The 26,935-nt window shown below is 66.4% G+C and carries 20 protein-coding genes and 1 pseudogene; 12 read left to right on the forward strand and 9 right to left on the reverse strand.

Annotated features, from left to right (window positions below):
* Positions 1-759: 759 nt before the first annotated feature.
* Complete coding sequence (locus tag IE187_RS00070) at positions 760-1,338, reverse strand: hypothetical protein (RefSeq protein ID WP_189674607.1); 579 nt, start codon at positions 1,336-1,338, stop codon at positions 760-762.
* Between the two features lie 51 nt (positions 1,339-1,389).
* Between IE187_RS00070 and IE187_RS00075 the strand changes: the two genes are divergently transcribed.
* Positions 1,390-1,527, forward strand: a complete 138-nt coding sequence (locus IE187_RS00075) for a hypothetical protein (protein ID WP_189674608.1) — start codon at positions 1,390-1,392, stop codon at positions 1,525-1,527.
* Here IE187_RS00075 and IE187_RS00080 read toward each other — a convergent pair.
* Entirely contained in the window at positions 1,524-2,981 is a 1,458-nt protein-coding gene (locus tag IE187_RS00080) for an MFS transporter (protein ID WP_189674609.1), read from the reverse strand. The genes IE187_RS00075 and IE187_RS00080 overlap by 4 nt on opposite strands.
* Positions 2,982-3,065: 84 nt before the next feature.
* Between IE187_RS00080 and IE187_RS00085 the strand changes: the two genes are divergently transcribed.
* The 4 genes from IE187_RS00085 to IE187_RS00100 are packed head-to-tail and all read left to right on the forward strand — an operon-like array spanning position 3,066 to position 7,285.
* Positions 3,066-4,295 carry an MFS transporter gene (locus IE187_RS00085; protein ID WP_229839154.1) on the forward strand — a complete coding sequence of 410 codons (1,230 nt, stop codon included), beginning with the start codon at positions 3,066-3,068 and terminating at the stop codon, positions 4,293-4,295.
* Positions 4,295-5,299, forward strand: coding sequence for a sugar phosphate isomerase/epimerase family protein (locus IE187_RS00090; protein ID WP_229839155.1), 1,005 nt, complete (start codon positions 4,295-4,297; stop codon positions 5,297-5,299). Before IE187_RS00085 ends, IE187_RS00090 begins: the two co-directional genes overlap by 1 nt.
* Positions 5,300-5,312: 13 nt before the next feature.
* Positions 5,313-5,696, forward strand: a complete 384-nt coding sequence (locus tag IE187_RS00095; protein ID WP_189674610.1) for a C-glycoside deglycosidase beta subunit domain-containing protein — start codon at positions 5,313-5,315, stop codon at positions 5,694-5,696.
* Positions 5,693-7,285 carry a family 43 glycosylhydrolase gene (locus IE187_RS00100; RefSeq protein WP_229839156.1) on the forward strand — a complete coding sequence of 531 codons (1,593 nt, stop codon included), beginning with the start codon at positions 5,693-5,695 and terminating at the stop codon, positions 7,283-7,285. The genes IE187_RS00095 and IE187_RS00100 overlap by 4 nt, the downstream gene beginning before the upstream one ends.
* Before the next feature lie 35 nt (positions 7,286-7,320).
* Here IE187_RS00100 and IE187_RS00105 read toward each other — a convergent pair whose 3' ends face one another.
* Positions 7,321-8,343, reverse strand: a complete 1,023-nt coding sequence (locus IE187_RS00105; RefSeq protein ID WP_189674611.1) for a Rieske 2Fe-2S domain-containing protein — start codon at positions 8,341-8,343, stop codon at positions 7,321-7,323.
* Between the two features lie 100 nt (positions 8,344-8,443).
* Between IE187_RS00105 and IE187_RS00110 the strand changes: the two genes are divergently transcribed.
* Entirely contained in the window at positions 8,444-9,025 is a 582-nt protein-coding gene (locus IE187_RS00110) for a TetR/AcrR family transcriptional regulator (protein ID WP_229839157.1), read from the forward strand.
* A 13-nt stretch (positions 9,026-9,038) separates the two neighbouring features.
* Here IE187_RS00110 and IE187_RS00115 read toward each other — a convergent pair whose 3' ends face one another.
* From IE187_RS00115 to IE187_RS00140, 6 genes are read right to left on the reverse strand one after another with little or no spacing between them, the layout of a single operon-like run.
* Positions 9,039-10,349 (reverse strand): glycoside hydrolase family 1 protein, encoded by a 1,311-nt coding sequence (locus IE187_RS00115; RefSeq protein WP_189674613.1) that lies wholly within the window; start codon positions 10,347-10,349, stop codon positions 9,039-9,041.
* Between the two features lie 28 nt (positions 10,350-10,377).
* The gene (locus tag IE187_RS00120) at positions 10,378-12,063 is read right to left on the reverse strand and encodes an FAD-dependent oxidoreductase (RefSeq protein WP_189674614.1); all 1,686 of its coding nucleotides are present in this window, start codon (positions 12,061-12,063) and stop codon (positions 10,378-10,380) included.
* Positions 12,063-12,683, reverse strand: a complete 621-nt coding sequence (locus tag IE187_RS00125) for a gluconate 2-dehydrogenase subunit 3 family protein (RefSeq protein WP_189674615.1) — start codon at positions 12,681-12,683, stop codon at positions 12,063-12,065. Before IE187_RS00125 ends, IE187_RS00120 begins: the two co-directional genes overlap by 1 nt.
* Positions 12,680-13,738: a sugar phosphate isomerase/epimerase family protein gene (locus IE187_RS00130; RefSeq protein ID WP_189674616.1), complete on the reverse strand. Its 1,059-nt coding sequence runs from the start codon at positions 13,736-13,738 to the stop codon at positions 12,680-12,682. Before IE187_RS00130 ends, IE187_RS00125 begins: the two co-directional genes overlap by 4 nt.
* Positions 13,739-13,743: 5 nt before the next feature.
* On the reverse strand, positions 13,744-14,859 hold the full coding sequence (locus IE187_RS00135; RefSeq protein ID WP_189674617.1) for a Gfo/Idh/MocA family protein: 1,116 nt from the start codon (positions 14,857-14,859) through the stop codon (positions 13,744-13,746).
* Between the two features lie 58 nt (positions 14,860-14,917).
* Complete coding sequence (locus IE187_RS00140; RefSeq protein WP_189674618.1) at positions 14,918-15,574, reverse strand: TetR/AcrR family transcriptional regulator; 657 nt, start codon at positions 15,572-15,574, stop codon at positions 14,918-14,920.
* Positions 15,575-15,709: 135 nt separating this feature from the next.
* On the opposite strand from IE187_RS00140, the gene IE187_RS00145 reads away from it, so the two are divergent.
* The 6 genes and pseudogenes from IE187_RS00145 to IE187_RS00170 form a co-directional block, all read left to right on the forward strand.
* The gene (locus tag IE187_RS00145) at positions 15,710-16,816 is read left to right on the forward strand and encodes an LLM class flavin-dependent oxidoreductase (protein ID WP_189674619.1); all 1,107 of its coding nucleotides are present in this window, start codon (positions 15,710-15,712) and stop codon (positions 16,814-16,816) included.
* Positions 16,813-17,391, forward strand: a complete 579-nt coding sequence (locus tag IE187_RS00150; protein WP_189674620.1) for an NADPH-dependent FMN reductase — start codon at positions 16,813-16,815, stop codon at positions 17,389-17,391. Before IE187_RS00145 ends, IE187_RS00150 begins: the two co-directional genes overlap by 4 nt.
* On the forward strand, positions 17,388-19,769 hold the full coding sequence (locus IE187_RS00155) for a beta-glucosidase family protein (RefSeq protein ID WP_189674621.1): 2,382 nt from the start codon (positions 17,388-17,390) through the stop codon (positions 19,767-19,769). The genes IE187_RS00150 and IE187_RS00155 overlap by 4 nt, the downstream gene beginning before the upstream one ends.
* A 104-nt stretch (positions 19,770-19,873) precedes the next feature.
* Positions 19,874-22,141 (forward strand): TonB-dependent receptor, encoded by a 2,268-nt coding sequence (locus IE187_RS00160; RefSeq protein ID WP_189674622.1) that lies wholly within the window; start codon positions 19,874-19,876, stop codon positions 22,139-22,141.
* Between the two features lie 103 nt (positions 22,142-22,244).
* Complete coding sequence (locus IE187_RS00165; protein ID WP_229839159.1) at positions 22,245-25,577, forward strand: glycosyl hydrolase; 3,333 nt, start codon at positions 22,245-22,247, stop codon at positions 25,575-25,577.
* Between the two features lie 143 nt (positions 25,578-25,720).
* A pseudogene (locus IE187_RS00170) lies at positions 25,721-26,798 on the forward strand (IS3 family transposase); the annotation flags it as partial.
* Between the last annotated feature and the right edge of the window lie 137 nt (positions 26,799-26,935).

Below are 26,935 nucleotides of genomic sequence, written 5' to 3' on the forward strand. Positions count from 1 at the left end.
TCGAACTGTAGCACGATCTCGCTAACAGCAAAATGTAGACCGAATCAGCCCGATAACCGCTGCTGTCGCTCTCCAGAGTCCGGTTCCAGCACCCAACCTGCCGAACTCGATATGCGGCCGGGTGGAAATACGCATCTGGTGGATACTCGAACAGCATCGCACTCTATTGCGATCACAAAAGTCGATAGGTCGAGGGTACTACCCGTTTTTACGATCAGGCATTCGATGTCGCATCTGGGCGTCGTGTGGGTGCGCGGAACTGACGAGCCGAGTATCAACAGCGATTTTCTCCCGCCGCAAAAACCCACGGACTAGGGCTGGCCTAGCCGCGCGATGATCGATGAAATTCGGCTACGCTTGACGTCAGTGACCTCGGTATCTCCCGTGGCCGAACGTATAATGGCGTCAATCGCCAGCGACGCTGTTATACGGCGAAAGGTCTGGATCCAGTGGATTACAGCCGGACCGCTTTCGCACGGTAAATCAGTGTAAGTGGCCCTCCGTTCATGTCCATGCTCTCGATTGCGGCCGGCTGGTTGTGACGCGGGCTACCGATAGCGCAGTAATCGAATCCCGTTAGAGTGATTGTCTGGATGCAGCGCCATCCAGATCCGCTCTGTATGTAAGATCCGGTTCGAAGGTCTCGATCTTTATCTCCTCGCGGCTTTTGCCATGCTGATCGAGGAGCGTAGCGTGTCGGGCGATCGGCCGATCGGCTACACCTGAGCCAACCAGCGGCGCATTTGCTCGGCTGAAAATCTATGTCGGCGACACATCGCTGGTGACGAAGGGAAAAGGGATATTCCGTTCGCGCTTGCAGAAGCACGCGCGCCACAGGTTGCTGCGGTGCTCGACGGGGCCGGGGCGATCGTCGATCCGGCGGGAACGTTCGATCCGGCGCGCTCCCCGGGAACTTTCCGAATCGCTGCGTCGGACGATATCGCGGTCGTGGTATTTCCGCGGCTCGTCCGGCGGCTGAAGCACATCGCGCCGGGGATCCGCATCGTGCTCGAACTGATCGAGAAACGGACGCGGTCGCGGCTCGACGAGGGACGGATCGGCCTGTTCGTCACGCCGCAGGAGTTCGCCTCGCCGCGTCATCCGGTCGCATTGTTGTTTGCTGAGCGGCGGCGTCGCGGGGTGTGCGGACAACCCGGCGCTGGCCGAGCGGCGGATCAGAAAGGCCGATTTTCTCGCGCTCGACCATGTCGCGGTGCTGCTTGGCACCAATGTTCCGGCGGCGTTCGCGGACCGGCAGCTCGAGGAGATCGGCAAGGTCCGGCAGATGGGCGTGACGGTGCCGAGCTTCGCCGCAGTCCTGTGGATGGTGGTCGGCACGCGGCGCATCGCATTGATGCATGACGGCTGGCCTGCTCAATGCGGACGTGCTTGCCGATCGTGCTGGTACCCGTGCCCTTTGTTTTTCCCGAAATGGCCGAAGTGATCCAGCATCACCGTGCGCGCGATGCCGATCCGGGGCTGCGCTGGCGGCGCGACCAATCGCGGATCGAGGCCGCCGCCGATTAGCCTTCGGGCGCGAAGATCGCGCCGGGGAGAAAACGGGCGAGCAGCGCCACCGCGGCGAGCAACACGATGTCGAGCGCGACGGCACCACCGAAGGCGCGCTGCGCGCCGCCGTGATCGAGGATCGCGAAGAACAGCGAGCCGATCACCGCTGCGCCGAGCGCACCGCCGATCTGCTGCGCGCCATTGTGCATCCCGCCGGCGACCCCGGCATGCCCGCGATCGACCCGCGCCAGCGTGACCGGCCCGAGCGGCCCGGTGATGCAGCCCATGCCGATACCGCTCAGCGCGAGCGTCGCGGCGATCAACCCCGGGATCGGCGCGAACGCCACCGCCGCGGCGGTTCCCGCCAGGCCGAGCGCCATCGTCAGCGCGCCGAAGATCAGCAGCCCTGCGCCGACCCGCGGCAGGACGCGCGGTCCGATCAGCGCGATCCCCGCCATCACGCCCAGTCCGAAGGGTAAGTGGAGCAAGGCGGTGTCGAGTGGGCTCATGCCGAGGCCACGCTGCAGCACCATGCTCAGCACCAGCAGGAAGCCGTTGGTCGCGGTCGCGAACAGCAGCGTCATCGACAGGCCGAGGCGGAAGGTGGGTGCGGCGAACAGTTCGGGCGCGATCAGCGCCGATCCGACGCGCGCCGTTCGGCGCACCGAATGGCGCCAGAAGGCGATCGCCAGAACGACACTCGCGACCGGCAGTGCGATGCTCCACCACGGCCAGCCCAGCGCGCGACCTTCGATCGCCGGGATCAGCAACGCGATCAGCGCGGCGCCGAGCAGAAGCGTCCCGATCGGATCGAGCCGAAGCGCGTGCGGCGAGCGCCCGCGCGGCAGCAGCCACCACCCCGCCACCAGCGCCACCAGCCCGATCGGCAAGTTGATCAGGAATACGACGCGCCAGCCGAGCCCTGCGGGATTGGCGGCGATCAGCAGACCGCCAAGGATCGGCCCGCCGATTGCCGCGAGCCCGCCGACCAGCCCGAATACCGCCAGCCGCGCGACGCGTTCGAGCGGCGAATACATCAGCTGGACGAGCGCGATCATCTGCGGCGCCATGATCGCCGCGGCGGCGCCCTGCGCGAAGCGGGCCGCGATCAGCGTCGTCGCATCGGGCGCCAATCCGCACGCGAGCGAGGCGAGCGTGAACCCGCCGACGCCGACGAGGAACAGCCGCCGGTACCCATAAAGATCGCCCAGCCGCCCGCCGGCGACGAGCAGGATCGCGAACATCAGGAAATAGCCGGTGACGACCCATTGCGTCGCGCTCTCGCTCGCGCCCAGGCCTCGCTGGATCGCGGGGAGCGCGGTATTGACGATCGTCGTGTCGACAATCTCGAGCACGAGCGCGAGGATGACGGTCGTGAAGGCAAGTCGTCGACGATAGCCGAGCAGCTGCGCGACTCCGACCTCCGAAAGCAGTGGGGACGGCGGATGTGGTGGGATCGTCTCGCTTGACATGCACAGCAGCATATCGATACTGGTTTCAGAACAATAGTTCTAATTTGATGTCGGCATGAGCCCGGCGCGTAGGAGAGGCGAATCGTGGAAGCCACTGCACGTATTGCGTCGAACGCCGGGCGACGACCCGGTCTTGGGCAAGGTTCGACCGTCATCGCCGCAGGATTCCTGCCGATCCTGGCGATCGTCTCGCTATTCCCAGCGGTCCCGTCGATCATCGATCATTTCGCAGGCGACCCGGAGGCGGGCTGGAAAGTGCCGGCGATGGTGTCGGCGCCCGGCCTCGCGATCGCGGCGATCGCGCCATTTGCCGGCATTCTGGTCGATCGCTTCGGGCGGCGGCGGCTGCTGCTGTTTTCGACGTTTTTCTACGCGCTGATCGGCGTCATTCCGTTCTTTCTCGACAATCTCAACGCGATCTATGGCTCGCGCATCCTGCTCGGGGTCACAGAAGCGGCGATCCTGACGACGCTCAATACGCTGATCGGCGATTATTGGGACGATCGCGGGCGGCGTCACTGGCTGGCACTGCAGGGGACGGTCGGACCGTTGCTCGCCGCGGGCATGATCTATTGCGCCGGGATGCTCACCGCGGTGCGCTGGAACGGCGTGTTCCTGATCTATCTCGTCGCTCTCCCGATCTTCGCGGCGATGGTGGTGTATCTGTACGAACCGGCAAGCGATGCGACCGCGCGCAAGATGCTCGGGATCGACCAGGATCGGGTCGCGCGCACGCCGTTTCCCTGGTCTTCGGTGCTGCAGATCGGCGCGGTGACGCTTGCCGCCGCCGTCTTATACTACGTCTTCATCGTGAATGGCGGGATGGCGTTCCGCGAGGTCGGGATCCAGTCCTCGGCGAAGCTCGGTGAGCTGACCGCGCTGCCGAGCCTGTTCGTCGTCGTCGGCGCGGGCCTGTTCTGGCTGATGGGCCGCGCGCGCGCGCAGCTGCAATTGGCGTCGTGCTTCGGGCTGCTTGGGGTCGGGCTCGCGATGATCGGGCTGGCGCCCGATTGGAAGTGGATGCTCGCCGGACTGGTGATCCAGCAGACCGGCGCCGGCATGACGATCCCGACGCTGATCGCCTGGGCGCAGACCAAGCTGCCGTTCGAACATCGCGGTCGCGGCATGGGCGTCTGGACCGCGTGCTTCTTCTTCGGCCAGTTCGCCAGTCCGCTGCTCGTCAGCGTCGTGCGCGGCGCGGTCGTCACGATGCAGTCCGCCTTCCTCACCGCCGGCGTGCTCGGCGTGCTCTGCGCGCTGGTCAGCGTCGGCATGGCGCTGCGCGCCCCCGTTTCCCATCCAGTCGAGGTTTGATGCCGATGCCGTCCACGATCAAGCGGGGCGTCAGCCTCTACAGTTTCCAGGAAGAGCTGTTCCTGCGCCAGATGACCGTCGAGGATGCGATCGCGTTCGCCGCTTCGATCGGCGCGACCGGGATCGAGGTGCTTCCCGAACAGAACATGCCGAGCTTCCCCAATGTCAGCGACGCCGAAGTCGCCTGGTGGAAGGACACCGTCGCCAAGCATGGTTGCGAGCTCAGCTGCTACGACATGTTCCTCGACACCAAGATCCGCAAGGATCGCCCGATGACCGACGAGGAGCAGGTCGCCTCGATCCGCCGCGACCTGGAATTGTGCCATCGGCTCGGCATCCGATCGATGCGGATTCTCGTGTTCGTGCGGCCCGAGATTCTCGAAAAGTGCGTGCCCTATGCCGAGGCGCTCGACGTCCATATGGGGGTCGAGGTCCATGCGCCGTGGCACCTCGAACATGCCTGGATCCTGCGCACGATCGACACGGCCGACCGGCTCGGGACGAAGCATCTCGGTATCCTGCCCGACATGGGCATCTTCATGAAGCATTACCCGCCGGTGTTCCGCGCGCGCTTCGAGCGGCAGGGCGCGCGGCCCGAGGTCGCGCAGTTCATCGTCGACAGCCATGAAGCCAAGATCATGGCCGAATATACGATCTACGAGGTCGCGGTGAAGATGGGCGGCAACAAGGCCGAGGTGGCGATGGCCGAGACGCTGCGCCACGCGCCCTATGCCAACCCCAAGCGGCTCGCCGAATATGCGCCCTACTTCCGGCACATCCAGGCGAAATTTTACGAAATGACGCCTGAGGCGACCGACCCGTCGATCTCGTATGACGAGGTCATCCCGGTGCTCGCGGCCGCCGAGTGGAACGGCTATCTGTCGAGCGAATATGAAGGCAATCGCTGGATCCAGGACGTCGAGCCGGTCGACAGCCGCGAGCAGGTCCGCCGCCAGCACACGATGTTCGAGCGCCTGATCGGCGCGACCACGACCGCTTCCTGAAGGGATTGCCCGCATGTTCGACAAATATCTGATCGTGGATGACAGCCTGCGCGCGACGGCGGACGGCTTCGCGTTCGACGCGCGGCTGGGCTATTATCGCGGGCTCGGGCTTTCGATGGTCGAGGATCTGGTCGTGACGATCGACGACGAACCAGTGGCCCGCGAGGCGATCCGCTTCGACGAGACCGGTGGTGGCGCGCCGCTGACGCTCGACGAGATGGAAACCAACTATGACCGCCAGTGGAACTTCGGCGCGGTCGCGACCATCAGCGTGATCGCGTCCGAGCCGCTGGCACCAGGCGCGCACAGCCTGACGTTGAGCGAGAAGCTGAGGGTCTCGTATCTGCCGTTCCCTGCGATGAACAGCGACGCCAAGACGCTGGAAGTCGCGGCGTGAGCGCGTCGCGCCGCGATGTGCTGGCGCTCGCGCTGGCGGGCGGCGCGGCGCTACCGGCGGTGGCAGCGCTGCCGCCTTCCGCTCGGCGCGGGGTCGAGGGGCAGCGCGCGCCCGATCTCGGCGATGGGCGCTATCTCAATCCGATCCTGGCAGGGGATCGGCCCGACCCGTCGATCCTCAAGGACGGCGACGACTATTGGATGACGCATTCGTCGTTCGATGCGTCGCCCGGGCTGCTGATCTGGCATTCGCGCGATCTGGTGAACTGGACGCCGGTCGGGCCGGCGCTCGCCAAGCCGCTCGGCACGGTCTTCGCGGTCGACATCGTCAAGCATGACGGGCGGTACTTCATCTACATCCCGTTCATGAAGGCGTCGTGGTCGGGGGCATTGCCGAGTTTCGCCAACATCTACGTCATCCATGCGCCGTCGATGCACGGGCCGTGGAGCGATCCGATCGATCTCGGCATCGGCGATTTGATCGATCCCGGCCATGCGGTCGATGACGACGGCCAGCGTTACTTGTTCCTGTCGGGCGTCAACCGCGTCCGGCTTGCGCCCGATGGGCTGTCGACCGTCGGCAAGGTCGAGAAGGTCTATGATGGCTGGCACTATCCCGATGCCTGGATCACCGAAGCCTATTCGCTCGAGGGACCAAAGCTCTTCCGGCGCGGGGGCTGGCATTATCTGGTCAGCGCGGTCGGCGGAACGGGCGGCCCGGCGACGGGGCACATGGTGATCGCCGCGCGCGCGCGGACGCTCGCCGGGCCGTGGGAGAATTGCCCGCACAACCCGATCGTGCGGACGCGCAGCGAGGCCGAACGCTGGTGGTCGCGCGGCCATGCGACCTGCGTCGAGGGTCCGGGCGGCCGCTGGCACATGGTCTATCACGGCTATGAAAACGGCTATCGCTCGCTCGGGCGGCAGACCTTGCTCGAGCCGATCGTGTGGGGTGACGATGGCTGGTTCCGCGCGACAGGTGGCGATCTCTCGCAACCGCTGCCGCGGCCCGGTGGCGTGGCGGGGCCGCACGGCATTGCGGGCTCGGACGATTTCTCCAAGCCCGCGTTCGGAACGCGCTGGAGCTTCTACGGCGGGGGGCCGGACGAGCTTTCGCGAGCGCGGATCGAGCGCAATACGCTGACGATCGCGGGGAAGGGCACTGGCCCGAACGATTGCGCACCGCTGACGCAAATCGTCGGCGACCATGCTTACGAAGTGACCGTCGAGTGCGAACTCGATGGCGACGCGCAGGGCGGGCTGCTGCTGTTCTTCAACGACCGGCTGTTCCTCGGCATGGGGATCGATGGAAAGCGCATGATCACGTATCGGGGCGGCAAGGCGAGCTATTGGCCCGAGCCGGCACCCGCGGTGCGGCGCCTGCTCCTGCGGATCGTCAACGATCGGCAGATCGTGACCTTCTATTACAGCGTCGACGGCAAGAGCTGGACGCGCCACGGCGTGCGCAGCGAAGTCTCGGGCTACAATGCCAACACGATCGACGATCTCGCGCAGCTTCGCCCGGCGCTCTTCGCGAGCGGGGCGGGCAGGGTCCACTTCCGCGATTTTCGATATCGCGCGATCGCCTGACCGGAACGCGCGGGAGCGTTCCGGTCAGGCGCTGATCAGGCGGCTACCTCGATCGGGGCTGGTGCCTCCGAGCGGCGCAGCTGCATCAGGCGGCGCCGCGCGCGGATCGCCGCGGCGTCGACCGACAGGATGACCGGGCGCTCGGCCCAGAAATCGCGGCCGAGCATGGCTTGCTGGATCGCCTCGAGCATCGGGCCATCTTCCGCGTCGAACACCTGCTTGGCCATCGCTTCGGATGCCTCCCCGGGCTCGCGGGTGAAGAAGTAATGCGAGCTCGTCGCGGTTTCTGGCGTGATGATATGCGGATTGGCCATCGCCGGCACGACCATCGCCTGCCGTTCGCTGCCGGCGTGCGCGACGCCGATGAACAGCGCCATCGACGCAGGCGCGTGCCAGCGCATCTCGAGCCATTGGTCGACGCGGCCGCCGTCGGGCACCAGCGCGGTGGCGAAGGGCCGCGGCGGGGTGTCGGGCATCCGCCAGTTCGACCAGATCGCGCCGCTGTCGTCCTGCGTCGCGCTATGCTCGCCGTTGAACAGCGCGCCGTTGGTGGCAAAGGTCTCGATATGGAGGAACTCGGCATGGCTGAGGTCCATCAGATTGTCGGTGATGAACTCGTAATTCGCGCGCATGTGCGTGCGGCCGCGGACGATCGGCGGACCGGCGTCGATGAACGAGAAATCGGGGATCAGCGCAGGATCCGCCGCTTCGGCGTCGCCCGGCCAGACCCAGACCGCGCCCCAGCGCGCTTCGGCAGGCCATGACGAGACCTGGGTGTTAGGCGGGATCAGGTCGGAAAAGGGGTTGCGCACGCAGCCCCCGTCGGCGCCGAATTCGAGGCCGTGATAGCCGCAGACGATCCGGTCGCCATCGCGTTTGCCACGGCTCAGCGGGGCGAAGCGATGCGGACACCGATCGGCAAGCGCGGCGTAGCTACCGTCGGCGAGTCGATAGAGCAGGCGCGGCTCGTCGAGCAGGGTACGGGGCAGCATGCCGCCTTCGGGAACTTCGTCCTCCCACGCGGCGACATACCACAGGTTGCGCACATACGGTTCCATCGGCATTCCTTTCCTAGTCATGATTATAAAGAAACCAGATGGTTCTTATAGCGCGTCCGGTGGCGTGCGCAAACCCCCTGTGAGCCGAGATCCGGAGACGGTGACGGCGCGCATTCTCGATGCAGCCGAGGCCGAGTTCATGGCGTCGGGGTATGAAGCGGCGAGCACCAATCGGATGGTCGCTGCATTCGGTGGGTCGAAGGCGACACTGTTCCGCTACTTCCCGACCAAGCAGGCGCTGCTCGAAGCGGTGATCCGCCGCATCACCGCGCGCGGGCAAGCGCGGGTTAGCGGCGTCGTCGGGCAGGAGCATGATCCCTCTGCCTGGCTGACGACGTTTGTCACACAGGTGTTGAGCTGGATTCTCGGGGACGATGCGCTGTTTCTCGGCCGGCTCGGCATTGCCGAAGGGCATAAGCTGCCGACGCTGAGCGGCGTCTTCCATGCAACGGCGGGCGCGCCGCTGCAGCGGCAACTCGCGGAGCATCTCGAGCGATGGACGCGTGATGGCAGTCTCGCGTGCGACGATCCCGCCGCCGATGCGCAGCGATTGTTCGACCTCGCGATCGCGGGGGCGGTCAGCCGCGCGCTGTATGGCGCCGAGCGTCTCGCGGGAGCGGCGCTCGCCGACCACGCGGCGGCGAGCGTTGCGCTGTTCCTGCAGGGCCGCGCGCCGCGCTAACGGCGCGCGAGTCTCAGAGCGCGTTGCGCCGTGCGATCGCGCCGAGCACGGCGGCGCTCGGCTTGGCGGTGCGGCGGAACGTGACGCGGTCGAGGCTGTGCAGCCCGAACTTGGGCGTGTAGCCGAACACCCATTCGAAATTGTCGATCAGCGACCAGTGCATATAGCCCTTCACCGGCACGCCCTCGTCGATCGCCTTCTTGAGCTCGGCGAGCGCCGCGGGGATCAGCGCCACGCGCCATCGATCGTCGGTCGCGTTGATGCCGTGTTCGGTGACGATCACCGGCACGCCGCTTACGGAATGCGCATAGCGCACCGCATTGGCGAGCGAGGCGGGGTAGATTTCCTCGCCCGCATCGTTGACCGGCGCTCCGCGTGGCACGGGCAGCTTGCCCGAGGAATCCCACAGCGTCCGCGTGTAATTCTGGACCCCGACGAAATCGTCGGCGCGCGCCGCGTCGAGCCACGCGGCGTAGAAGCGCGCGCGCTTGGCGTCGCGCACGCTGTTCTTGCCGACCGGCTGGTCGTCGATGATCGCAAGGCTGACGCCGACCGGCAGATCGGGCCGGACCGCCTTGATCGCCGCGCGCCCGAGCCGGTGCGCCGCCAGCAGGTGCTTCTGCGTGAGCTGCGGATCGGCGACGTAGAGCGCACTGCCCGCAGAATAGAGCGGGACGCCGCTCGCACGCGCCGCGGCGGCCGCCATCGCCTTGTCGGTTTCCATCAGCCGTTCACCCACGCCTGCCGGGAGGAGCTCGCTGAGCAGCCCGTTGAGGTTGGGCTCGTTGAGCGTGGTCGCATAGCCGATGCCGTGCGCGAGGTGCCGCGCGGCGCGGTCGCAGAAGCGCGCGAACAGCGCCGGGCCTTCGGGGTTGGTCCAGCCGCCGGCTTCGGCGAACCAGCGCGGGGTGGTGAAATGGTTGAAGGTGACGAACGGCGTCAGCCCGCGCGTGCGGCAACCGTCGATCATCGCGGCATAATGATCGAGCATCGCTTGCGAGAATTGCCCGCGCGCCGGCTCGATCCGCGCCCATTCGAGGCTGAAGCGATAGGCGTTGAGCCCCATCGCGCGGACCAGATCGAGATCGGTCGGCCACAATTCGAAGCTGTTGGCGGCATCGCCCGACGGCTCGGCGAACGCAGTCGGCTTCGCATGCTCGAGCGGCCAGAGGTCGCTGTTGATGTTGTTGCCCTCAACCTGATACGCCGCGGTGGACGCGCCCCACAGGAAGCCCTTGGGGAAGCTCGGGCTGGCTTGCCGGCCGAACGCCGGCGCGGCGAGCGACGCGGCTGTCGCCGCCAGCAGGGTACGACGGTCGATCATGCTCTCTCTCCGGAAAAGGTTTGGTGCGTCACAGCGTGCCCGAGCGTAGCATCGACACGGCAGCGTCGCAGGCGCGCGCGGTAAGCGCGAGATAGGTGAGCGACGGATTCTGCGACGCCGAGGAACTCATCTGCGCGCCGTCGGTGACGAACAGATTGGCGACGTCATGCGCCCGACTCCATTTGTCGAGCACCGAAGTGGTCGGATCGAGCCCCATGCGCGCACCACCCATTTCGTGGATCGCGGAGCCGCCGGGCCCAGGCTGGTCCATCCCCATCACCACCTGGCCGCCGACCGCACCGAGCATCGCCGCCGCCTCGGCCTTGGCGTCGGCGAGCGCGGCATGCTCCTCCTTGCCGTGCGCGAAAGCGATGTTGAGCGCGGGCGCACCGTTCGCGTCGATCTTTGCCGGATCGAGCGTCAGCCGGTTGCTCGCGCGTGGCATCGACTCGGCGAAGGTGACGAGGATCATCTTCCAGTCGCCCGGCGTGCGCAGGTGCGTCTTGAAGCCGTGGCCGATCCCCGCCTGGCGCTTGCCCTGCGTCCACGTGCTCTGCAGCGCGCCGCCCTGGAACGAATAGCCGCGCGTGAAACCGTTGCCGTCGAGCGTCTCGAGGTTGCGGAAGCGCGGGATGACGATGCCGGTCGGGCGATTGCCGAAGGTGGTATGCTGCTCGAACCCCGGCATGATCGCGATCGCCGACAGCGTCGTCGCGTGGTCCATGATGTGCGTGCCGAGCACGCCGCTCGAATTGGCGAGGCCGTTGGGCATCGCTTCCGAGTGCGAGCGCAGCAGGATGTGGTTGGTGTTGAACGCACCGGCGTTGAGGAAGACGAGCCGTGCGGTGGCGCGGTGGCGTTCCTTCTTGGCGGTGTCGAGGAAACGCACGCCGGTCGCGCGGCGCGTGACCGGATCGTAATCGACGCCCTCGACGACGCTGTCGGTGACGACGGTCAGCAATCCGGTCTTCATCGCGGCGGGAAGCGAGGCGCTCTGCGTCGAGAAATAGGCGCCGTAGGAGCAGCCCCGCGCACAGATGCTGCGATACTGGCACGCGCTGCGCCCGTCCTTCTCCTGCGTCAGATTGGCGGTGCGGCCGATCGTCAGCCGCCGTCCGGGCCAGCGCGCGCTGATCCCCTCGCGGACGTGCTGTTCGACCACGTTGAGCGGCATCGGCGGCTGGAAATGCCCGTCGGGGAGCTGCGGCATTCCCTCGGCCGCGCCCGACACGCCGACGAAATCCTCGACCCGGTCATACCAGGGCGCGAGCTCGGCATAGCGGATCGGCCAGTCGGTGCCGTTCCCGTCACGCTTGTTGGCGCCGAAATCGTAATCCGACCAGCGATAGCATTGCCGCCCCCAGGTCAGCGAGCGGCCGCCGAGATTGTACGAGCGGAACCAGGTGAATTCGCCGCCGGCGGGCGTGGTATACGGGTTCTCGTCGTCGCGGCAGAAATGGTCCTGCGTGAATTCGGTGAAGTGGCGGTTCTTCGACTGGACGGGATAGACCGACGCATATTGCTCGGCATCGCCGAGCCCGCGGAACGGCAGGTCCCACGGCGCGAGCGTCTCGGTCTTGTAGCCCGTGCCATGCTCGATCTTGGGCCCGCGTTCGATCATCAGGACCTTGAGGCCCTTCTCGGTCAGTTCCTTGGCGGCGAACCCGCCGGTGATGCCCGAGCCCACCACGATCGCGTCGAAATTCACCGTCATCATCCAAACTCCACCGCGGTCCAGTCACTCGAATACGCATGCATGCCGGGACGGAGCGGCAGATCGGGGTCGAAGCGACCCGGCACCAATTCGTAGGTGAGTTCCTTCGCGCCACCGGGCTGCGAGGTGTAATAGCCGGTCAGCAGCAGCCCCTTGATCTTGGGCCACGGGCCGGTCGACTGGTGGTTGGCGAAGGCGGCGCCGTCGAGCGTGTCGAGCGCGGCCTGCTGGCGCGCGAGCGGGGCGGCGAGGAAATCGCCATGCGCCTTGCGGTCGAGTTCTTCCTCGAGCCAGGTCAGGTGATCGAGCGAACCGTCGGGCCGGCGATACCGCGCGGTCGCGCCCTGGATCGCGGCGCCGCCGTCGGGTGTGCGCGTCCCGTCAAGGCCCGCGGCGAGCGCGAGCAGCAGAAAGGCGTCGGCGCCGACATCGGCGCCGCCGGGCGTATCGGTGCGCGGGATCAGGATTTGCGCGACCTGCTGCGCGATCAGCTTTTGCCGGTCGCTCGGTTCGTCGTCGGTCGGCGCGCGCATCGCGCGCAGCACCGCGATCGGCACTGCAATCACACCGAGCGCGAGCGCGCCCGCACCGATCATCTCGCGGCGGTCGAAGCTGGTCATGCGTCAAGTCCCATCAGCCGCGCATTGAGCGCGCGGTCGCTGCCGCTCGCGGCGAAATCGTCGAAGGCGTGGTCGGTCACCGGGATGATGTGGCGCGCGATGAACGGCGCGCCTTCGGCGGCACCCGCCTCGGGATGTTTCAGCGCGCACTCCCATTCGAGCACCGCCCAGCCGGCGAAGTCATACTGCGCCATCTTCGAGAAGATGCCGGCAAAGTCGATCTGGCCGTCGCCGAGCGAGCGGAACCGGCCGGGGCGGTCGACCCAGCCCTGATAGCCGCCATAGACTCCCGAGCGGCCCGACGGGCGGAACTCGGCGTCCTTGACGTGGAAGCACTTCACGCGGTCGTGATAGATGTCGAGGAAGGCGAGATAGTCGAGCTGCTGCAGCAGGAAGTGGCTCGGATCGTAGAGGATGTTCGCGCGCGGGTGGTCGCCGACTTCGGCGAGGAAGCGCTCGAACGTCACGCCGTCGTGGAGGTCCTCGCCGGGATGGATCTCGAAGGCGAGGTCGACCCCGACCTCGTCGAACGCATCGAGGATCGGGCGCCAGCGCCGCCCGAGCTCGGCAAACGCATCCTCGACCAGCCCCGCGGGGCGTTGCGGCCAGGGATAGAGATAGGGCCAGGCGAGCGCGCCCGAGAAGGTCGCATGCGCCGCCAGCCCGAGATGCGCGCTGGCGCGTGCGGCGAGCTTGAGTTGCTCGACGGCCCAGGCCTGCCGTGCCGTCGGATTCCCGCGGACCGCTTCGACGGCGAAGGCGTCGAACTGCGCGTCGTAGGAGGGGTGGACCGCGACCAGCTGCCCTTGGAGATGCGTCGACAGTTCGGTAACCGCGAGTCCCTTCTCGGCGAGCATCCCGGCGATGTCATCGCAATAGGTCTTGCTCTCGGCGGCGCGGGCGAGGTCGAACAGCCGCGCATCCCAGCTCGGGATCTGGACGCCCTTATAGCCGAGCCCTGCCGCCCAATCGGCGATCTGCTCGAGGCTGTCGAACGGTGCCGCGTCGCCGGCGAACTGCGCCAGGAAGATGCCGGGGCCTTTGATCGTGCGCATGGGGGTCAGACCTCGAAATCTACCCAGCCCGCATCGGCGCGGCTGGCGGTGACGGCCAAATGGATGAACGCCATCCCGCGGAGACCTTCGTCGATCCCGGGGACGAGGCTGCCGGGTTCGCCGCGCAGCTGGCGCGCGAAATCGCGATAGAGATTGGCGAACGCCTCGAGATAGCCCTCGGGATGCCCGCCGGGCGTCCGGCTGGCGGCGCGTGCTGCGTCGCCAAGCCCGGCGTCGCCCGCCTGGACTAGCTCGGTACGGCCATCGGCGTGGTGGAGCGTCAGGACATTGGGCGATTCCTGCCGCCAGTCGAGCGCGCCGCGGTCGCCATAGACGCGCAGCCGCAGCCCGTTGCGCTCGCCGAGCATGATCTGCGAGGCGAGCAGGACTCCACGCGCGCCATTGTCGAAGCGCAGCAGCACCTGGCAATCGTCGTCCAATCGGCGCCCCGGCACGACCGCGGCGAGATCGGCCAGCAGCCGCGTCACGCGCAGCCCTGTGACGAATTCGGCGAGATGGAAGGCGTGGACCCCGATATCGGCGATCGCGCCGCCTTCGCCCGCGCGCGCCGGATCGAGCCGCCACTCGGCCTGCTTGCCGGCGCCTTCGCCCGCCAGCCAACCTTGCGGATATTCGACAACGACCTTGCGGACGGTGCCGACGAGCCCCGCCGCGATCCGCGCGCGTGCCTCGCGCACCAGCGGGTAGCCCGAATAGGTGTAGGTCAGCCCGTACGGGAGTCCGGCGTCGGCGACGAGGCCGGCGAGCGCGTGCGCCTCGGCGAGCGTCGCGGTGGCTGGTTTGTCGCTGAGCACCGGGATCCCCGCGGCGAGCGCTGCGCGTGCCGCCGGCAGATGGTGATGGTTGGGGGAGGCGATCGTGATGAAGTCGATCGGGTCGTCGCGCGTCGCTTCGGCCGCGAGCAGCTCCGCGAGATTGCCGTACGCCCGCGACGGATCGATGCGATACGCATCGCCCGCGGCGCGTGAGCGCTCTAGCGTGCTGCCGAATGCGCCCGCGACCAGCTCGATCTCGCGGTCGAGTTCGGCGGCGATGCGGTGGATCGGGCCGATGAACGCACCCGGCCCGCCGCCGACCATACCCATGCGCAAACGCCGCATCCCACTCCCATTCTGTTATCAGAATTACAGTTCTGATACGCGGCAGCAGGGGCGGTGGTCAAGCGATCCGCGGTGAAGTGGTGAGAAAGGCTGCGATCATGCGAGCGAGATCTTCCTTGAGGATCTGCCAATCGCCATCCCAGGCCGATCCCATCGTCGAGCCGAAGCCGAGATAGCGCGCGATCGATGAATAGAGAATGCGATAGGCCGAATGCACCGCACGCTCGGCGTCGGGCTGCGCGATCTCGGCGCTGTGCTCGAGCAAAGCCGCGCAGACGGCATCGGCGATCTCGGCATAGCGCGCCTTGCCTTGCGCGGCGACGACGGTGTCGGTGCTCGCGCGGATCATGAACGGGCGCATCACGTCGGCGAAACGGCGGAGCGATTCGGCGGTGCCTTCGACCAGGCGATCGACCAGGATGACGAGATCGGGCGCCTCGGTCCGCGCCGACTCGACCATCGCGAGCTGCTCGGCATTGACGCGCTCGAGCACGCGCGTCTGCACCGCGTGGACGAGATCGTCCTTGCTGTCGAAGCGGCAGTAGATCGAGCCGATCGACACCTTGCCGCGTTTGCCGACCTCATTGAGCGTGAAGTCGTCGGTGCCGCGCTCGGACATCAACTCTTCGGCAGCAATCAACATGCGTTCGAACGACGCACGGCTGCGACCTTGTTGCGGGGCGCGGACCGCGCTGATCTTGGTTTCGACGTTCATAGCAAGACGCGTTCTACGGCACTTGCCGCGCAAATGGGACTGGACATATCAGAACTACCGTTCTAGTTCTAAATCATACAACGATGCGGGATGGCCGGCAAGGCATCACCGCGTGAGCGTGCGAGGGGATAGACTATGCGATTTTCGGTTTTCCTGAATGCCCGATCGATGGCGCCGGAAGAAGATCGTGCGCTGATCAAGGATCTGGAGGGGCATGCGACCCGCGCGGCCGAGCTCGGCTTCGATGCGATCTTCCTGCCCGACCACCATTTCAACGGCTATATGCCGATCGCGTCGGACAGCTACATGTTCGCCGCCTATCTCGCGGCAAAGCTGCCGCAGATGTATTTCGGCTTCTCGATCACGTCGGTGCCGCTGCATCATCCGGTGCGCTTCGTCGAGCGGATCAACATCCTCGACCAGCTGACCGACGGCAAACTGCTCGTCGGCGTCGGCAGCGGCACGACGCCCGAGGAAATGATCGGCTTCGGCGTCAATTATCAGGACGCCGGGGCGATCGCCGACCGCAACCTTGCGATTGCCGAGCAGCTCTGGGCCAAGGGTGTCGAGGATCCCGCGGTCGAGATCGACAATGGCCCATATAAGGGCCGCGTCCTCCAGCGCATCGCACCAGCGGCCTATACGCCGCGACACGCCCGGCTGATGCCCGTTGCGATGAAGGAAACGAGCGCGCGGCGTGCCGCGGAAAATGGCTGGCCGGCGTTCATCCCTGCGTTCACCCCGCCAGTGATCGGCGGGACCGAGCCGCTCAAGCACGTCACCAAGCATTTCACCGCCTATCGCACGATGCTCGAAGCGGCGGGCCACGCGCCCGAAATCGTCGCCGACGCGCTGTCCTGGTCGACGCATACCTATCAGGTCGTCCACCTCGCCGAGACCGACGAACAGGCGCGGACCGAATTGCTCGAAATCCTGACGAGCTATCAGGAAGCGATCGAGCGCGAGGCGGCGTTCAACGCGCGCGCCGAGACCGATGGCGCGAACAAGAAGACCGATCGCACGCCGAACGCGCTGACCGAGGACTGGATCGGGACGTGGTGTCTCTATGGCAGCCCCGAGACGGTGATCGAGCATCTCAAGCCCTATGCGGCGCTCGGCATCGGCAACATCCTGTGCGGCACGACGACCGGCCCGCTGACGGCGGAGCGGTTGCGCTATGCCGACCAGACGCTCGAACTGCTGTCGACGCGGGTCATGCCGGCGCTGCGCGACGCGGCATGAGCGTTCGTCGTAAGCGGATCGTCGGGATCGGCGGCACGCTGCGCGCCGGTTCGAGCAGCGAGCGGCTGGTGCGCGCGGTGCTCTCCGCCTGCGCCGATGCGGGGGCCGAGACGACGCTGTTCGACGGCGCGGCGCTCGCGCGCTTCGGGCATTTCAATGTCGAGGACACTGCGTGCACCGACGAACAGCGGGCCTTTGTCGAAAGCGTGCGCGCGGCCGATGGTCTCGTGCTTGGCACGCCGGGGTATCACGGCGGGGTCTCGGGGCTCGTCAAGAACGCGATCGACCTGCTCGAGGATCTGCGCGGCGACACGCGTCCATATTTCGAGGGTCGTCCGGTCGGGCTGATCGTGTCTGCTGCCGGGTGGCAGGCGGGCGGCGTGACGCTGAGCGCGTTGCGCGGGATCGTCCACGCGATGCGCGGCTGGCCGACGCCGATCGGTATCGCGATCAATTCGGTCGAGCAGCGGCCGTTCGATGCGAACGGCGATCTGGTCGACGCCGGCATCGATTCGGCAGTTTCCGCACAAGCGCGGCAGATCATGACCTTCGCACTCGAGGCGCACGCCGCATGACCGATACGCTTTCGCTCGAAGAGCAAGCCAGCCTGTCCGCCGGCGGCGCGATGTGGTCGACGCTGGCGCTGCCCGCGCACGCCATTCCGGCGGCCACGATGGCCGATGGCCCGATGGGGATCGCCAGCGGCCGCGTCGACGAACGCGACGTGTCGCTGCTGACGCCGTGCGGGACGTCGCTTGGCGCGAGCTGGGACGTCGATCTCGTCGCGCGGGTCGGCGCGCTGGTCGGCGGGGAAGCCGTTCGCTGCGGCGTCGACGCGGTGCTCGCGCCCAACGTCAATCTCGCGCGCAGTCCGCTCGCCGGGCGGGCGTTCGAATACTTCTCGGAAGATCCCTATCTCACCGGCGCGCTCGGCGCAGCCTGGACGACCGGCCTGCAATCGACGGGGACCGCATCGGTGGTCAAGCACCTCGTGTGCAACGACAGCGAGACGGCGCGCGACACGGTGAACGTCGTGGTCGATGAACGCACGCTGCGCGAAGTCTATCTGCTGCCGTTCGAGCTCGCTGCGGCGGCCGGGGCGGGGGGCATGCTCGCCGCCTATAACCGCGTCAACGGCAGCTATTGCGCCGAACAGCATCATATCCTGACCGATATCGTGAAGGGCGAATGGGGCTTTGGCGGCGTCGTGATGAGCGACTGGTTCGGCACGCACAGCACCGTTCCGACGATCAGCGCGGGGCTCGATCTCGAAATGCCGGGGCCGGCCCGCTTCCTCGGCGCCAAGGTCGGCGCGGCGGTCCTGGCCGATCAGGTCGATCCCGCGCGCGTGGCCGATGCCGCGGCGCGGGTCGCGGGCTTCGCGCGGCGGTTCACCGGTGCCAAGACTCCCTCGATCGCCACGGCTGATGTCGACGATCTGTTGACCGAGGCCGCCGCGGCGGGCTTCGTGCTATTGCGCAACCAGGACGATCTGCTGCCGCTGGTTCGCGGTCGCGATGCGACGATCGCGGTGATCGGGCCCAACGCCGATGCGCCCTGCTATCAGGGCGGCACCTTCGCCAAGATCGCGGTGACGCCCGACGCGGTGCGCCCGCTCGAGGCGATCCGCCGCCACTATGCCGGACAGGCGCAGATCGTCCACGAAGTCGGCGTCGATCCGCAGCCGCGACTGCCCTCGATGCCCATGCGGCCCGAGCGCGATCTGGGCGACGGCTGCACCGTCGGCATGACGATCGACTATTTCGACGACACCGCTGTGTCGGGCACGCCGCGCTTCAGCGAGACTCGCGCGACCAATTCGCTCGTCTGGTTCGTCGGCGTCCATGAGCAGGGCTCCTGGGATCGCCCGGCTGCGATCCGTGCGCGCGGCTGGTTCACGCCCGAGCGCGACGGCGACTATCGTTTCTATCTCGGTGGTACCGGCGCGGTGGCTATGACGGTCGGCGGCACCGAGGTGCTGCGCCGCGACGAGGCCGTAGCGGCGTCGGACGTGATGGGTACGCTCAAGCGCGGCGATGCCGATTGTTCGATCGTGCCGCTCGTGGCGGGCCGCGACGTCCTCGTCGAGATCGTCTTCCGGCACACGCCCGCGCGGGTCCAGGGATTGTGGTTCGGCGTTCGCACGCCCGATTCGGCGCAGGCGATGCACGATCGCGCGGTGGAGCTCGCGCGCAGCGCCGATGCGGTGATCCTAGTGGTCGGCGAGACATCGGATTCGAGCGTCGAGAGCAAGGACCGTGTCGATACGCGGCTCGCCCCCGAGCAGATCGCGTTGATCGAAGCGGTGACGGCGGCGAACCCGCGCACCGTGATCGTCGCCAATGTCGGCCATGCGTTCGATGCCGCCTGGGCCGAGCGCGCCGCCGCCGTGCTGGTCGCCTGGTATCCTGGGCAGGCGTTCGGTCGCGCCTTGGCCGAAGTGCTCGCCGGGGATCGCGAGCCGGGCGGGCGGATGCCGGTGTCGATCGCGCGCGACGAGGCCGACTATCCCGCGCTGGGGCTCACGCCCGACGCTGACGGTAACCTTGCGTATTCGGAGCGACTTGCCGTCGGCTGGCGCGGGATGGAGGCGCCTGCCTACGCGTTCGGCAGCGGCATGGGCTATGCCCGCTTCGCGATCGAACAGCCGACGATCGACGGCGCGCGCGTCAGCGTGACGGTGCGCAATCTGAGCACACGCGACGGCGGCACCGTCGTCCAGGTCTATCGCTCCGCCCCCGAGCGCGCGTTGGTCGGGTTCGCGAAGGTCTTCGTCGCGGCAGGCGCGCAACGCCGAATCGCCATCGATATCGAGCCGAGAATGCTGCGCGTCTGGACCGCGGACGGGTGGGCAGCCATCGCCGGGCCGCTGTCGCTGCACGTCGGACAAGCGTCGGACGATCTTCCACTCGTCATCACGATGGAGGCCGTTCCGACCGTCTTGACGGCATAGCTATATTGGTATTAGAACGCTGATTATAATTCGACGATGGTGTCGATCATGAAATGCGGGCGGTGCCGGATGGCGACCGACCCGCGGATGAAGGGGAGGACAGCATGAACACATCCGATTTCCTGCGGCTCATGGCCACGACGGCGCTGATCACCACCGCGCTGCCGGCGATGGCGCAGACCGAGCCGGCGCCTGCGCCGACCACGCAACCGGGCGCTCCGGCGGTTGCCGCAGCCACGGGCGACCAAGCCCCTGCCGACCAGCTGCAGGACATTATCGTCACCGCCAACCGCGTCGAATCGAGCGCGCAGAAGACCGCCACGGCGTTGACGGTCTATAGCGGCGCCGACCTCGCCGCTGCTGGCGTGACCAACGTCACCAACCTGCAGCGCATCGATCCGAGCGTGAACATCGTCACGTCGACCGGCGCTGCCTATGTCGCGATCCGCGGCATCGCCTCTACCGATGTCACCGAGATCGGCGATCCGTCGGTGCCGATCGCGCGCGACGGTTTCTTCACCAACCGCTCGTTCAGCATCGCCACCTCGATCTACGATCTGCAGCGCGTCGAAGTGCTGAAAGGGCCGCAGGGGACGTTGTTCGGTCGCAATTCGACCGGCGGCCTGATCAGCCTGATCACGCGGCGGCCGGGCAAGGATCTCGGGGGCAATTTCTCGCTCGAGGCCGGCAATTACAAGACGGTCAACGCCGAAGCGGGTATCGATATTCCGCTCGCGAGCTGGGCGCAGCTGCGCCTCTCGGGCGTCGCGCGCCGGCACGACGGGTATCGCGAGCTGCTCGGCGTCGGCGGTCGCGGCGATGACGATCAGACGACGTCGGGGCGCGTCACACTGGCGGTGCAGCCCTTTGCCGGCTTCGACGGCATGATCCAGTATCAGCATGACGATATCAACAATGTCGGCGACGTCGCGGCGATCCGTCCGATTGCGACGATCCTTCCGGCCAGCTTCGATGAGAAGCAGTTCGTCAATTACGCGCCGACCTTCAACCGCATCAATGGCAACCGCATCCGGTGGGAATTCAGCTATGATCGCCTCCCGCTCGGTCTGACGCTGACCTATGCTGGTGGGTACGACTCGCAGCAGTGGCGCCATGCGCTCGACGCAAGCGGCAACGCGGCCAACCCGGTCAACTTCCGTCAGGCCGAAAATCCCGACACGTGGAACCACGAAGTCCGCCTCGCCACGCCGCAGGGCCGCGCATTCTCGGCGCAGGTCGGCTATTTCCACTTCGACGAGTCGAACTCGCTCGACAGCGGATTGCTGCAGCTATCGGGGCAATATGCCGGGCAATATCTGGTCCGCTTCCGCTACAATACCAAGACCAGCTCCGACGCCGTCTTCGGCCAGGCGAGCCTGCGCGTGACCGACACGCTCAAGCTGACCGCGGGCGCGCGCTACACTTGGGACAAGAAGGACCGCACGGGGACCTCGCAGCTGCGCTGCGATATCGCGCATATCCCGGCGTTCCTCTATCCGATCATCGGGTGCCTGGGGAACCCGCCGATCCTTCCGGGGCTGGGCAACGGCACCTTGCGCCAGCAGCGTCCGACCTTCCTTGGCGGGATCGACTGGACACCGACCGATCGCAATCTCGTCTATGCGAAATATTCGTCCGGCTACAAATCGGGCGGCTTCAATTCCAACGGATCGGCGCCGTCGGTCGATTACGGCCCCGAGAACGTCTATTCGTGGGAGATCGGCACCAAGAACCGTTTCGCGGATCGCAAGCTGCAGCTCAACGCCGATATCTTCTACCAGAACTACAAGGGCTATCAGGCGTCGCAGGCTTCGCCCGTGGTCTCGTCGGGGTCTGGCGTGTTCAACATCGGCAGCGCCAAGATCTACGGCGCCGAGGCGCAGTTCATCGCCTTGTTCGGTGCCGCGCGTCTCGATCTCAACGGCACCTACCTGCACGCGCAGTTCGACAAGAATATCGGCACGGTGAGCAGCACCGATCCGGTGACCGGTGCGGCGGTGTCGCGCAACGTCTCGGGCAACGATCTGCCAAACGCGCCGCGCTTCGCGCTGACCGGTGGGCTCGAATATCGCTTCGACTTCGCCAATGGCGCGACGCTGACGCCGCGGGTCGATGGGAAATATTCGACGGCCTATTATTACAGCGTGTTCAACGACGCCGACACGCGCCAGACGGCGTATGCGACGGGCAATGCGCAACTGACCTATGCGCCGGCGGGCGGGCACCTGCAGATCTCGGCGTTCGTTCGCAACTTCACCGACAAGGCGGTGTTCGCGAACGCGACGCGCAACTTCACGGCGATCCCGTCGATCAACACCTATCAGTTCCAGCCGCCGCGGACCTACGGCATGCGGTTGAGCTTCAAATACTGATCGTCGCGGGCAGCGCCGGCGTCCGCGCCGTCGCTGTCCGTCTGGATCTGGTCATGGCCGTTGCGTCCAGGCAGCGGCCAACCATGCTGGAAAGGCCTCCGATATGATGCGCGCGCGTGCCCTCCTTTTGCTCGCGGCGCTGCTGAGCACGACCGCGGCGAACGCCCAGCCGGTTGCCGCGGCCGATCCTCTCGTCGATGGCTTTCGCGATCCCCCCGCCAGCGCGCGACCGCGCGTCTGGTGGCACTGGTTGAATGGCAACATTACCGAAGACGGGATCACCAAGGATCTCGAATGGATGCACCGGATCGGCATCGGCGGGGTGCAGACCTTCGACGCGACGCTCGGTACGCCGCAAATCGTCGAGCGGCGGCTGCCCTATATGACGCGGCCCTGGAAACATGCCTTCGCGCACGCCGTGGCGACCGCCGATCGGCTGGGGCTCGAATTCGCGATCGCGGCCTCGCCCGGCTGGAGTGAGACAGGTGGTCCGTGGGTCGCGCCGCGCGATGCGATGAAGAAGCTCGTCTGGAGCGAAACCGACATTGTGGGCGGAACGCGTTTCCGCGGTGTGCTCGGGCCGCCGCCCGTAACGACCGGACCGTTCCAGGATATCGCGTTCAAGAATGACGAACCGGGCGGCGCGCCCGTCGCGTCGCCAAAGCCGAGTTTCTACACCGACGTCGCGGTTCTGGCGTACCCGATCGCCGAGGGTGCCGCGCCGCGCGTGACGGCGAACGACGCTATCGGAACGCCCCTCGATGCCGCGGCGCTCTCGGATGCATCGCTGGTCTCCGCCGTCGATGTCGCAAGGGGAACGGCCGCCGCGCCGGGACTGGCCATCCTGCGGTTCGCCGCCCCGCGCACCATCCGCGCAGCGACGGTATTCATCAGCGATGCCAAATCGACGTTTTCCGCGCCGGTGCTGCGTCCGATCATCGAGGCAGAGGTCGATGGCCGCTGGCGCAAGCTCGCCGACGTTCCGCTCGGGGGCGTCCCGACGACGGTGTCGTTCGCACCCGTCCGCACGCGCGCGGTACGGCTGGTGCTCGTCCCGACCGCCATGTCGGGGCCAAGGCCGATGAGCATCGGCGCGCCGGGTGCCGAGATCATCGACATATTCCCGAAAGCCCCGCAGGGCCCAACAGTCCGCCTCGGCATGTTCCGCGTAAGCGATGCCGCGCGAGTCCATCGCGCCGAGACCAAGGCGGGGTTCGACATCGCGCTCGACTATTATGCGCTCGACGCGCCCGCGAGCCCGGAGGTCGATCCCGCACGCGTGATCGACCTCACCACCCGGCTGCACCCCGACGGCACGCTCGACTGGAGCCCGCCGCCGGGGCGTTGGCGGATAGTGCGGCTGGGTTCGACGCTGCTCGGCAAGACCAACCATCCCGCGACCCCCGAGGCGACCGGGCTCGAGGTCGACAAATATGATGCCGCAGCGGTTCGGCGGTATCTCGAAGCCTATCTCGACCTTTATCGCGACGCCGCGGGCAAGGACGCGATCGGCAAGAGTCTTGGCGCGCTGCTAACCGATTCGATCGAGGTCGGCGCATCGAACTGGACGCCGGACATGGTATCCGCGTTCAAGCGGCTCCGGGGCTACGACCCTACGCCGTGGCTGCCCACGCTGACCGGGGCGGTGATCGGCTCGGCGACACGGACCGACGCGTTTCTGTACGACTATCGCCAGACGCTCGCCGATCTGCTCGCCGATGCGCATTATGGAACGCTCGCTGCGGTGGCGCATGAGCATGGGCTGAAAGTCTATGGCGAAGCGCTCGAAGACAAGCGTCCGGTGCTCGGCGACGATATGGCGATGCGGGCGCATACCGACATTCCGATGGCGGCGATGTGGACGTATGGCGCCGAAGGGCCACGCGCGACGCTGATCGGCGATGATCGCGGCGCGGCGTCGGTCGCGCACATCTATGGGCAGAATTTGGTCGCGGCCGAGTCCCTGACCGCCGCTTTTTGGCCGTGGGCGTTCGCGCCGGCCGATTTGCGGCCGATGATCGACCTGGAATTCGCGAACGGCATCAATCGGCCCGTGATCCACACCTCGGTCCATCAGCCGCTCGACCGGGCGCCGGGGCTCAGCCTGGCGATGATCGGGCAGTATTTCACGCGGCACGAGACCTGGGCCGAGCTGGCACGCCCCTGGATCGACTATATCGCACGCACCAGCTTCCTGCTGCAGCAGGGGCGCAATGTTGCCGATCTGGCTTATTTCTATGGTGAGGAAGCGCCGATCACTGCACTCAACGCGGTCACACCGTTGGCCGACGTGCCGCCTGTCTGGGGCTGGGATTATATCAATGCACCCGCGCTGACCGATGCGGTAACGGTCGAGCACGGGCTGATCGTCGCGAAGGGCGGTGCGCGCTACAAGGCGCTTTATCTTGGTGGCACCTCCCACCGGATGACGCTGCCGACGCTGCGCCGCATTGCCGCGCTCGCCGAGGCGGGGGCGACCGTGATCGGCAAGGCGCCAGATAGCAGCCCGAGCCTTGCCGACGATGCCGCAGCGTTTGCAACGCTTGTCGCGCGGTTGTGGGCCGGGGGGCAAGAGACGCGGGTAGGGGCCGGCCGCGTGATCGCTGTCGACAGCGTCGCGCAAGGGCTGGCGCGCGCCAAGATCGCACCCGATTTTCAGCATAGCGGGCCAGCCGACGCCGAGTTGGCGTTCGTGCATCGGCGCACCGCTGACGCGGACATCTATTGGATCGACAACCGCGGAAATCGAGTCGCGCAGACCGATGCCACCTTTTCGGTAAGCGGTAGGGTTCCGGAACTGTGGCATGCCGAGACCGGCCAAAGCGAGTCGATCTCCTGGCGACGGTTCGGCGGGTCAACCGTGACCCCGCTTACGCTAAAGGCGCATGAGTCCGTGTTCGTCGTATTTCGCAAGCACACAGCGCTAAGCAGCGAGACTGTCGTACCGACCGTCGAGACGCTCCTTGCAACGCTGAACGCGCCATGGTCCGTGACATTCGAGCCGGGGCGCGGGGCGCCTGCCAAAACCACGATGACCGTGCTGCAGCCGCTCGATAAAGGCGCCGATCCGGGCATCCGCTATTTCTCGGGAATTGCGACGTACAGCAGTGGGTTCGACCTGCCGCAGGCAAGCGCGGCAAAATCGGTGGTGTTGGACCTTGGCAGCGTCGGGGACGTGGCGGAGGTGCGGATCAACGGGCTGAGCTTGGGGACGCTGTGGCGCCCACCGTATCGCGTCGATATCGGCAGCGCTGTCCGCGCCGGCCGCAATACGATCGAAGTGCGGGTTGCCAACCTTTGGGTCAACCGCCTGATCGGCGATGCGCAGCCGAACGCGGAGAAAGTGACCTTCACCACCCTACCGACGTATCGCGCCGATGCGCCATTGCGGACCTCCGGCCTGATAGGGCCGGTGGTGCTATCGACTCGGCATTGAGAGAAATTTCGACCGCGCTGAAATCCTCATGCGGAGACAAGTGAGCGTCCTTAAGTTGCCTCGCCGCAAATCCATCGGCTCCTGGACCGTTTTGAGCTGGAAAAGTCCAGTTTAGGATTGAGGGTCAGGCAAGGGGGTGAGCGATGGAAAGATCGAAGTTCAGCGAGGCGCAGATCGCGTTCGTGTTGAAGCAGGCCGAGGACGGCACGACGATCGGCGAGGTGTGCCGCAAAGCCGGGATCAGCGATGCGACATTCTATGCCTGGCGCAAGAAATACGCCGGTTTGACGCCATCGGAGATGCGGCGATGATGCCAGCTCGAGGATGAGAATGCGAAGCTCAAGCGGTTGGTGGCGGACCTGGGCCTCGACAAGGCGATGTTGCAGGATGAGGCCGTTTGACAATCGATCCGGGGGATCGATTGTAGGCCGAATGGGTCGCGAACGCTCTGAGGCCTGATCGGCGGCGTCAGCTCGTCGACGACATCCGGGGCATCTGGTCCGTCAGTATCCGACGGGCGTGCAGCGTGCTTCGGGCGGAGCGATCGAGCTACCACTATCGTGTACGCCCCGCGGATCAGGCCGACCTGAAGAAGCGGATGCAGGAGATCGCTGAAACGCGCGTGCGTTACGGCTATCGCCGGATCCATGTGCTGCCCCGGCGGGGGGGGTGGGATGTGAACGCGAAGCGTGTTTATCGGCTTTACAAGGAGTTGGGGCTGCAGCTGCGACAAAAGCCACCGAATCGCCGGGTAAACGCAAAGCTGAGAGAAGGACGCTGCGCGGCGTCGTGTCGAATGAAGCATGGGCCATGGACTTCGTCCATGACCAACTCGCCACGGGATCGAAGCTGCGCATCTTGACGGTGATCGACACTTTCAGCCGGTTCTCGCCAGCAGTAGTGCCGCGGTTCAGCTTCCGGGCGCCTGACGTGATCGCCGTGCTTGACCGGGTTTGCGGTGGGGTCGGCTATCCAGCCTCGATCCGGGTGGATCAGGGCAGCAAGTTCATCTCCCGAGACCTCGACCGGTGGGCGTACATGCGGGGTGTCGTACTGGACTTCTCGCGGCCTGGCACGCCGACGGACAATGCGTTCATCGAGAGCTTCAACGGCACCTTCCGGGCGGAGTGCCTGAACCAGCACTGGTGCATGAGCCTCGAGGACGCGGTCGGAAAATGCGAGACTTGGCGTAGGGACTATAACGAGGTGCGACCACATGGCCCGCCCTGGCCGGCAGGCACTGGATGACGCCCAGCCGGGTGGTCCAAGAATGGGTAGCAGCTCAAACAATGGCCAGTCTCTGGTTGCGGCTGGATCAAAGACGGGAGTCACGTCAGCCCGCATCTTTGCTTATTAAC

The organism is Sphingomonas glacialis (assembly GCF_014653575.1).
In the GTDB taxonomy this organism is placed as follows: domain Bacteria; phylum Pseudomonadota; class Alphaproteobacteria; order Sphingomonadales; family Sphingomonadaceae; genus Sphingomonas; species Sphingomonas glacialis.